At 41.7% G+C, this 9,827-nt stretch carries 11 protein-coding genes; 7 read left to right on the top strand and 4 right to left on the bottom strand.

From position 1 onward, the window contains the following. From fliD to PF479_RS09890, 7 genes are all read left to right on the top strand, one after another. A partial coding sequence (gene fliD / locus PF479_RS09920; RefSeq protein ID WP_298005688.1) for a flagellar filament capping protein FliD occupies positions 1 to 1,703 on the top strand: 1,703 nt, incomplete at its 5' end. Positions 1,704 to 1,758: 55 nt separating this feature from the next. Continuing rightward, entirely contained in the window at positions 1,759 to 2,649 is an 891-nt protein-coding gene (locus PF479_RS09915; protein ID WP_298005685.1) for a hypothetical protein, read from the top strand. Positions 2,650 to 2,651: 2 nt separating this feature from the next. Beyond that, positions 2,652 to 3,740, top strand: a complete 1,089-nt coding sequence (locus tag PF479_RS09910) for a PilZ domain-containing protein (protein ID WP_298005683.1) — start codon at positions 2,652 to 2,654, stop codon at positions 3,738 to 3,740. Positions 3,741 to 3,797: 57 nt separating this feature from the next. Continuing rightward, entirely contained in the window at positions 3,798 to 4,061 is a 264-nt protein-coding gene (locus tag PF479_RS09905; RefSeq protein ID WP_298005680.1) for a hypothetical protein, read from the top strand. Beyond that, positions 4,058 to 4,480 (top strand): tRNA (adenosine(37)-N6)-threonylcarbamoyltransferase complex ATPase subunit type 1 TsaE, encoded by a 423-nt coding sequence (gene tsaE / locus PF479_RS09900; protein ID WP_298005677.1) that lies wholly within the window; start codon positions 4,058 to 4,060, stop codon positions 4,478 to 4,480. Before PF479_RS09905 ends, tsaE begins: the two co-directional genes overlap by 4 nt. Next, positions 4,477 to 5,145: a tRNA (adenosine(37)-N6)-threonylcarbamoyltransferase complex dimerization subunit type 1 TsaB gene (gene tsaB, locus PF479_RS09895; RefSeq protein WP_298005674.1), complete on the top strand. Its 669-nt coding sequence runs from the start codon at positions 4,477 to 4,479 to the stop codon at positions 5,143 to 5,145. Before tsaE ends, tsaB begins: the two co-directional genes overlap by 4 nt. Next, on the top strand, positions 5,142 to 6,320 hold the full coding sequence (locus PF479_RS09890) for an HD domain-containing phosphohydrolase (RefSeq protein WP_298005671.1): 1,179 nt from the start codon (positions 5,142 to 5,144) through the stop codon (positions 6,318 to 6,320). Before tsaB ends, PF479_RS09890 begins: the two co-directional genes overlap by 4 nt. On the opposite strand, the gene csrA is transcribed toward PF479_RS09890, so the two are convergent. From csrA to PF479_RS09870, 4 genes are all read right to left on the bottom strand, one after another. After that, positions 6,317 to 6,553, bottom strand: a complete 237-nt coding sequence (csrA, locus tag PF479_RS09885) for a carbon storage regulator CsrA (RefSeq protein ID WP_298005669.1) — start codon at positions 6,551 to 6,553, stop codon at positions 6,317 to 6,319. The genes PF479_RS09890 and csrA overlap by 4 nt on opposite strands. Beyond that, positions 6,547 to 7,002 (bottom strand): flagellar assembly protein FliW, encoded by a 456-nt coding sequence (gene fliW / locus PF479_RS09880; RefSeq protein ID WP_298005666.1) that lies wholly within the window; start codon positions 7,000 to 7,002, stop codon positions 6,547 to 6,549. The genes csrA and fliW overlap by 7 nt, the downstream gene beginning before the upstream one ends. Positions 7,003 to 7,004: 2 nt before the next feature. Next, on the bottom strand, positions 7,005 to 8,252 hold the full coding sequence (locus PF479_RS09875; protein ID WP_298005663.1) for a flagellar hook-associated protein 3: 1,248 nt from the start codon (positions 8,250 to 8,252) through the stop codon (positions 7,005 to 7,007). A gap of 3 nt (positions 8,253 to 8,255) precedes the next feature. Next, the coding region (locus tag PF479_RS09870; protein WP_298005660.1) for a flagellar basal body rod C-terminal domain-containing protein at positions 8,256 to 9,827 on the bottom strand (1,572 nt) is incomplete at its 5' end.

Genomic DNA, 9,827 nt, shown 5'->3' with positions numbered 1-9,827 from the left:
CGGAGCAGGAGCTGAGCTTTACCGTTCTAAAGACGGCTTCATCAGACAAATTCATATCCCCCTCCCTCCCTGAAGATGAAAAGGTTCCTCCGGGAACCTATAGTTTTGAGGTTGGGGATAAAGAGTTCTCTCTCAGATACAGGGGGGGAAAGCTTTCTGATTTCGCGAAAAGACTGGAAACCAAAGCCGACGGACTGATGAAACTGACTGTGGTCAGAGACACAACAGACACACAGGTCATACTGTTTGAATCCACAAAAACAGGAATCGAGAACAGGCTGAAGTTCAAGGAAGATGCCCTGACCTGGGCACTGGACAAGAGCATACTCAAACCCGTTGACACTGACATCACAAAAATCAATTTTGACCCGAGCAGACTGACCATCAAAGATTCGGTGGTATTGGCAGCAGAGTCGGCATTACAGATAAAACTACCCTCCCCTGTTCCTGTTGAAGATGGAATGTTTCTGGAATACACCATTACAACCATAGATCTTGATCCCAAGGCAAGAGAACCCATTGAACCTCCGCCTCCGGTCCTGCCTGAAACAGCATCGGCTCTTTATGAAGGGCTTGAGATACAGAGTTTTTCAAACCGGGCAGACCTGCCCCCCTGGAATAAACCAGAATTGCCCCCCCTGGTCAAAGACAATTCTATCGGCAGCTATTTAAGTGCCTCCGGCAGAGAAGCTCTTCAGACATTGCCTGAGGGTAATCAAACACAGACTGTCAAAATCCCGTTGACAACCAGTCAGGGCAGCATCAGTACCTTTGATTTTGAAAATAAGAATACCCTTCGTGAAATAACTATCAGTGATATGCGAATCACAGATCCCAGAAGTGCAGACGGTTACTCTGCTGTGAATTCTTTAAACACAGCCGGGAATGCTCTACTGGATTTCAATGGAATCAAGGTTGAAAGAGATTCTAATGATATCGATGACCTCATACCCGGTGTGACATTGAATCTTAATCGGTCTGATAGTGAAGAAGTGAAGATTGATATCAAACCCGATGTAGAATCGGCTAAAGAAGAAATTATTAAGTTTGTATACAATTATAATCAGGCCATGACACAAATTCTAATTTTGTCTTCTGATAATACCGATATTGTTAATGAGATAGAGTATTTTTCCGATGAAGAAAGAGAAAAAGCGTTATCGGAGCTGGGTTCTTTCAGAGGGGATATTACTCTGATGCAACTGAAAAACAGATTGCAGAGGATTACCTCCTCACCCTATGAGACATCCCTGGAAAGGGAACTGTCCATGCTCAGCCAGATCGGAGTCTCGACGAATGCCGGTGTTGGAGGCAGCGGATCTGTAAATGTCAGTAAATTGCGGGGTTATCTTGAGATCAATGAAGATCAGCTTGATGAATTCCTGAAGATTAATAGTCTGGCAATTAAAGAGTTATTTGGTCAAGATACAAATGGTGATCTGGTGATTGACAGCGGAGTCGGCTACGAAATTGACCGGTTTCTGAATCCTTATATTCAGACCGGTGGTATTTTTTCCAATAAAATCAGGATGATTGATAACAATATCGATGATACAAATGATGATATAGAAGATTATAAGGAATACCTGGCAGACTATGAGTCAGGATTAAAAAGGAAATACGGTAATATGGAAGGGATGCTGAATCAATTGGAATCCAGTTCAAGTTCTCTGGATTCATTCAATCAGCAGAATAATAAGTAAAAGAACCCTAGATTATCTTGACTCAATGGAGCCAAGGGAGCTAAAGGAGATTTAATTGAAAATCTATATAAACCATGATGAAATTGAGTTCACCCTTGAACAGGAATCATCTCTGGGAGAGCTATATAAATCAGTAGAAAAATGGTTGTCAGAACGCTCGTTCTCTATAACAGAAATGTTTCTGGACGATGAGGAACTATTTATTACGGAAAAAGAAAAATGGGATGAATTACATTTCAATGATAAGGAATCAATCCATTTTACAGCACTGACTCTTCCTCAGCTGAAGTCGCAAAACTTAAAGACAATCCTCAACTACTGTCTCATGCTTCAGAGGTCTCTCAAAGATGGAAACCTGGAATTGTTGAATGAACTGCTGAAAGAATACAGTTTTATTGAAGACAGCTATGAAGTTCTTCTAGAAGATTTTGCCCATTCCATCAAAGACCATATGAGTAATGTCCTTTCAAATAATGGATTTATTCCCGAATATGCACGGACAGAAGAAAATGTTAAAACAGTTCTGGAAGCATTTATAATGCTTGAAGCAGTTATTCAGGGTAGACTGGATGAGGTCACGGATCCTTTTAAATCTGGTAAAGAGTGCTATGCCGCCATTGTAAACCTCATGCCCCGAATGGAGGAAGTATCCCTCCTGCTTCAAACTGGTAAAGATAAAGATGCCATGGATGTAATTATCTGTTTTTCAGAACTCTTTCAGAAATTACTGAGAATTTACACATACCTTCCTGAAGATACCCAGGAGAATCATAATGAAGATCTAAAAGCTTACATAAATGATATTTCAGGGATACTGAAAGATCTCACCGATGCTTTTACATCAGAGGACTTTGTTCTTATGGGTGATTTAATGGAGTATGAAATTATGCCTAAAATGAAATCTTTTCCCCGTTTTTTTGAATCCATAAACAGCCAAGGATACTAAAAATGTTGATTACTCTTTTACAGTCTTCCCGGTTTAAGGGACAATTATTTACACCATCAGATCCTAAGCAGAATCTTATTTTTTTAGCGGTGATGTGCATCAGCCTTCTCTTTCTTATCGTTGGAAACAAGATCAGCAATAGCTCGAATGATAAGAATAAAAGGTACAGTAAAAGAGCATTCAGGAGAGAAGGAATTCGGATTGGATTATCCAAGAAACAGATAGCCCTTCTCGAAAGTTTTATAAAAGTCTACCATGTCAGCAAACCATTTGCTCTGCTCAGCAATACAAGAACACTGAACAATACCCTGGCTCAGGCGTTGAGAGACATTACACACATGGAAGCACCGCCATCAGTGGTGGAAGAAAGAAAGCTTAATATTTATAGAATCAAGCAGCGGATTGAACGTGTATTTGCAGAAACAAATCAGATTACAGATACCAGAAAACTCAAACTCAGCCAGGACGTCACCTTTAAAATGGATAATGGAAACCGTTATTCTTCGGTCATCACAGCGAATCTAAAGGAGTTCTACTGTGCCCGGGTCCCTGTTGGTAAAAGGGGATCTCAGGTGAAGTGGAGCAAGGGAACACGCCTTAATATACTGATCTGGGGTGCTGATGGAGAGGAGTATACCTTTAGTTCCAAAGTTCTGGGATACAATTCTGTCAAGGGAATCACCAGTGTATTTCTTCAGCATTCTAATAAAATCAGCAGAGCCTATCATCGTAAATTCAGAAGAAAAACAATTAAAAGACCCTGTTATCTTTTTCCAATCAAGATTCAAATAACTGGAATTGGCAAGCGGGAACGTAAGGAAGCAGTCGTACAGAAAAACATGGGAAGAATGGGCACGCTCATTGATCTATCTGCCGGAGGATGTTCTCTGCAAACATCCAGACCCTTGAATAAGGGAGAATTGATTAAACTCAGTTTTGAGCCCATGAAGGGAAGCCCTGTTGTTACCTACGGAAAAATAGTTGACACCAGGTCACAATCTAGAATTTATACTTCAATACATATCATGTTCACCAGAGCTTCCAGCAAAAATTTAAATCGGATCAATGAGTATGTTTATGATTTTGAATGATTTAATTGTCCTCTATTAATTAAAAATATTATAATGGCATATAGGTGGATTTAAAAAATGAAGTTTCTTGGCATGGACGAAATCAATAAAAAGGACACTCTTATTTATTATCGAAATGAATATACAGGAGTGGCTTCTTTTTCTCTGATTGCGGATAAGAGAACGAGCATTAGATTTCAATCGACTGTAGAAATGAAGCCTACTGGTGAGCGGGATGTTTTTCTGGAACTACTGGATATGATTGATTATCCAGTGATTCCTATCATTAAGTCACTGAAAGAAGAAATAATCAGCATCGACCGAGAGGGGTTTACCCTTTGACAGAATTACTGAGCAGCAGCTATGAAGAAACCCTCCAATGGGGAGAAAAAATAGGATTAACTCTTGTACCAGGCGACATTGTTGCTCTGAAGGGTGATCTTGGAGCCGGAAAAACTTCCATAACCAAGGGAATTGCCAAATCTATTGGAATAAAAGATGTTATTACAAGCCCCACATATACTATAGTATATGAATATGAGGGGAAGATTCCTCTTTATCATATGGATATGTATAGAATCAGCGGAATCGAAGAGTTTGAAATGCTGGGTGTCGATGATCTTCTTTTTGGCAAGGGCATAACCCTCATTGAATGGAGTGAACGGATTCAGGAATATCTTCCTGAGAAAGGAAAGTCCATATCAATAAAGATCATTGAAAATGGCATGAGAAAAATTATTCTGGAAGGTATTACATTGTGAATTGTGTTCTTTCTGTCGATACAGCCTCTCCCCTTCTCAGCGTCTGTTTGAAGAAGGGAGATTCCTGGTTTGAGATAACACTGCAGGATGGTTTGAAGCATTCTGAAAACCTTATGAATACAATACTACTCATTCTCGATGAGGGTAAGGTCAAGAAGGAAGATCTGGAATTGCTGGTCTGTACAGAGGGACCGGGTTCTTTTACAGGATTAAGGATTGGAATGTCAACAGTCAAGGGACTGTCCTATGGCCTGGGAATCCCCTACACTGCGGTAAAAACAACAGACTATATGGCCTACGGTTATGGCTATTTCCATGGTGTGGTTGTCCCTATATTAGATGCCCGAAAAAAAAGATATTATTGTGCACTCTTTGTCGGTGGAAAAAATATCATGGGCCCATTGGATCTATCAGAAGACGATTTATTTGAAATACTGCAGGAATATGAAAGGATTCTATTCACCGGACCTGATTGCTCTATGATCTCTGAGGAGAAAAGGCCTGGCATATATAAAGATGGAAATTATTTCCAGGGAAAAAGCAGACAACTTCTGGAACTCGGGATGCTTCGATTCCAGAATGAAGGACCTTTCTCTGAAGATGCAGGTCCGGTATATTTGAGAAAAAGTGAAGCTGAAATTCTCTTGTACGGAGATAATAATTGAACAAACATCCTCGTCCGGAAGATCATTTTGATTTCAGAGATTCTCCCAAAGAAAGTGTCTCATATTTTGAATCAGGTTCCATGGAATTGATGGAGGAGGTTCTCGATCTGGAGGACCTGGATGAAGATGAAATGATAATATTTCCCTGGTCCCTTTTTCCTCAAAGGGACAGGCATGAGGAAACGTCCTACCTTCTTGAAAATCAATGGATCAGGACTTCCATCGACCGATTGAAAAACAGTCCCATTCCCAGTTGTCTGATTGACATTGATTTAAAGATTCTTTGGTCAAATCTGGAGTTTATTAAGGACCTTGTTTTTGATAAATCATCGATCAATAAACATCTACCAGAAATTTTCCGTTCTGATTCTGATATAAATCTTAGCGCGACATTGAAAATCAATCTTGAAAACCCTCTTAATTCCTACTCATGGACTGGTAGACTCTTTCCCTTTGGCGAGGCCAAGAGTAATAGTTTTCTCAGGGCTATGATACAGCCGCTGCACTATGATGAAGCGTCTCAGCCTTTGGCCTATATGGTTCAGTGGGATATTATCACAAATGAATATAAAGACCTTTTGCAAAAAACATTTTTAAGCCTCCTGGAAGCTTCAAAACTCAAAGATAATGATACGGGTGACCATATAGAAAGGGTAAATGACTATTCCCGTTTATTGTGTGAACATTTGAAAGGCAGAAGTGGATACGAAGTTGTCAATAATGATTATATTGAAGATATTGGTTTTCTGGCCGCCATGCATGATGTGGGAAAGATAGGAACCCCCGATGATATTCTGAATAAAGTCGGGCCCCTGGATGGTTGGGAACGGGAAATAATGAATGAACATACCAAGAACGGAGCCTATATTCTCAGCACCTATCCTAAAGCCATGGCTAAAGATATAGCCCTTTCACACCATGAAAAGTGGGACGGCAGCGGCTATCCCTATGGTATTTTTGGTGAGATGATTCCCCTTTGTGCACGGATTGTCTGCATAGCCGATGTGTATGATGCGCTCCGTTCAAAACGGAGTTACAAAGAGTCCTTCAGTCATAAAAAATCAGTCAGTATTATGAAAAAAGGAAGAGAAACTCATTTTGATCCTGAACTATTGGATTTATTCCTCGCCATTCATGATGATTTTGACGCCATATTTTCAAATAGACAAGACTAATTTTTCTTCTTAAATAGATCATCCAGCAACAGATTCTCGGGAATACTACTGACGGCAGCTGCTGCCCTGTTTTCTTCCTGAATAGCCTTATAAACTTCCTGCCTGTAAACTTTTACATCTCCCGGTGCTGCAATTCCCAATTTGACCTGATCACCCTTAATATCTACAACAGATATGATGATGTTATCTCCAATGATTATACTCTCATCTTTCTTTCTGGATAATATCAGCATAAGTTCTTCCTCTGATTGGCCAGTTCTTCCGCAATGTTATGCCTTGTCTGCCATCTGGAATCCGTCGAAATACACTGTCTGCCAATTCGTTTATGCCGATTGATGATGACCGGACCCTGGAGGTTGGCTGTCATGGTCTGTTTATCATCCAGAAATGTAACAATACTGAAAACGAGGGCATCTTCTTCATTAGTATTTTTAAGGCCTAACTGCTCGAGATCAGAAGACATGAGTCCCGGCTTATAGTCTGGTCTGAAAATAACAGGTTTGATCAATACAAAGGCAACCTGTTCAACATCAAGAGATTGTATCCAGTAAAAAGGCTGCTGAGTGGCATCCAGCAGGGCAAATTTTCTGAGGGTTTCAAATCCGAATAGGCCATTTGGAAAGTTAATAACCTGCCTGTCATCAATTTCTACTTCACCATATGCTTTAGTATAAATCTGCATGATTACCTCAAAAAGTCCATTAGATTTGATTGGAGAATTTTAGAAGCAGACTGATAGGCTGCTTTCTGTGTATATTCCAGCATTTTAAGATTGGTAATTGCTTCTGTCATATCCAGGTCAGTCAGCTGAGAATTTATGGCCTGGACGTTCAGCTTTTCGCTGTCCAGTCTGGCAAATGTATGATCAAGCCTTTCATTTCTTGCTCCCAAATCTGAAATGTTATTTAAAAGATTATTCAGAGAGTTATCGATGCCTCCCAAAATACGTCCTCCGACGGCTTCCTGATCGCCAGCCAGCAGACTGTCTCTCAAACCGATGACCATGTCAAACAAGGAACCTCCTCCTGTCACAACATCTTTGTGGAGGTTCTCCGGAGGTCTGCTCCCGGTTTCTGAAAGAATGCCAATATCTTTCAAGACCCTGTTGTCCACGGGTTCATCAATCCAGATCTGGTGGGGCACTGTGGTTTCCAATGTCAGGCTGTTGGTTACAGGATCCAAAGAAGCCTTGACCGCCAGATCACTATCATTGATCTTGGAAATGATCCCATGGATGTTATCCCCTATTTTCAGGTTTATATCTTTCCCGTCAATTGAAAAACTGCTGTCCTGGGTCACAACATAATCAAGGGCATCCCGTTGTGCAAACAACTGCTGATCTTCCGCCCAGAAGACTTTATTTCCTACAAAATTCAGATCAATTCTTGATCCTTCTGATATTTCTGTCTGATTGGCAACAATGTTTCCAGCATATCTTACTTCTGAAATGACGGCCCCTTCGATGCCGGGGACTCTGCCTTTCAAGCTTACGAAAGGATCATTCATGGTGTCATTACCACCAAAAAGCGATCTGCCGTCAGCACTTATGGTATTCCCCATGCTGACAAGCTCCTTGAGCAACTCATTGACTTCAGTCGCCATAAAATTCATATCTTCTTTGGCATAGGTACCGTTACTACCCTGAACAGCCAACTCTCTGAGCCTCTGAACAACCTGGACAGACTGATTTATTGACGTTTCGGCCAGAGAGTATTCACCCTGGGCGGTGCCCACATTTTTACTGTACCTTTCCAGATGAGTCAAATGAGAAGAGTAACGTGTTGAATGGGCAGCGGCGATAGGGTCATCTCTCAGATTGTTCAATCGTCGGCTGCTTCCGATTCCCGACTGCATTTCATTCAGTTTAAAGTCACGCAGACGCATTTGGTACTGTAAATCCGCATTAGGCATATTTGTACTGATTCTTCTCATTTATTACACTCCCATTCTGTTTATAATGGTATCCAGCATATCGTTTATCTCATTCACAAATCGGGCTGTTGCATTATATCCGTGCTGAAACTTAATCATTTCGGCTATTTCTTCATCCATGTTGACTCCCGAGATGGACGATTGAAAATCTTTTAACTCTTTCATAACCAGTTGCTGAGATTCATTGGCCTGCTGAGCGACTTCACCTTTGAGTCCTATGGAAGCCACTGTTTCGGCAAAATAGTCATCAAAAGTGCTGCTGGGTCCTACCATAACAGCTTTATTTCTTAATGTAGCGATTTCAAGAGCCGCACTACCGTCTCCCGGCAGCCCTTCTCTGCCGCTGATACCGTATCCCGAGGCAATGGCCGATGGATCGGCCTGAAGGGCTTTATTGATACCCACCCACCCGGCAGAAAGGGAAAATGGTGCAACAGCGTACTCTACATCCCGTAAACCAAGAACTGCATCTGCCTGTTCCCAGTCATAGGCGTTATCCGGTCCACTACCGCTGAGGATTCCGGTGTAACCAGAGAGGAACTGCCCTGAATCCTCCACATGGCGGATAACAAAGTCAGGGTTATTCATGTCTTCGGCAGCGCTGGCTTTTAACAGGTGTTTCCCATCTCGATTGATAAGAGCTTTGACCTCGGCTCCAGAGTTGTTTATTCTGTCAACAATATCGGACACTCTGTCGGTTGGATAATAATTCACTGTAACATTGCCGGTGGGTCCATTTAAACTGATGGTTCCCTGCAGGCCGGTCTGTTGTTCAGTATCCAGAACATTGTTTCCTTTAAAACGGAATACATAGCTGGAATCAAATTCTCCATCGCCGCTTCTATCGTAATTTCCGAGAGTGTTATTCACAAAAGGGTATTCTGTAAAAAAGTTCAGACCTGTCTGTCCACTGGCTGAATAGGCATTACTGTGCACTTCATTCACCATGTCTGTAAAATTGACAGTCATCATATCCAGTTTCTGGACTTCTCCCCTCACATCAACATCACGAAGCTCGATCAGGGCCGCCAGTTTTCCGTTTCTTAGGTCAGCCTGTTTGCCAGTCTGTTCCCAGGTTATGTCGTAATACCCCTCGTTGAGAGGATTCGGCTCAGCTTTCAGCAGATGGACCTGCTTTCCCTGAATCAGGTGCATTCCCTGGGTATGAACCAGAAACTCATCATTATCCCTGTTATCTACGGTGATATTCATATAACCCGAAAGTTTTTCAACCAGAAGGTCTCTACTGTCCAACAGATCGTTTGGGTGATCCCCTAGGGCCTTGGATTTGACAATCTCCTCGTTTAACCGGGAAATATCTTTGAGTAGGCTGTTGACCTCTCCAACCGATACAGCCACATCATCATTTATCATGGTTCTTGTTTCATTGAGCCTTCTATAACGGCTGTTGATACCGTCAATAAGGGATTCACCCTGTTTCAGCACAGCCTGGCGTGAAGGGATCTCTTCGGGATTGACCGAAAGTTCCTGCCAGCCGTCCCAGAACTTGACCATGAGGGTTCTCACAGATGTATCGTAAGGTTCGTTGTAGATCTGTTCCACCATCAGGAGATA

Origin of the sequence: Oceanispirochaeta sp. (assembly GCF_027859075.1) — a bacterium.
Classification (GTDB): Bacteria; Spirochaetota; Spirochaetia; order DSM-2461; family DSM-2461; genus Oceanispirochaeta.
This window is presented reverse-complemented; position numbering and strand designations above follow the sequence as displayed.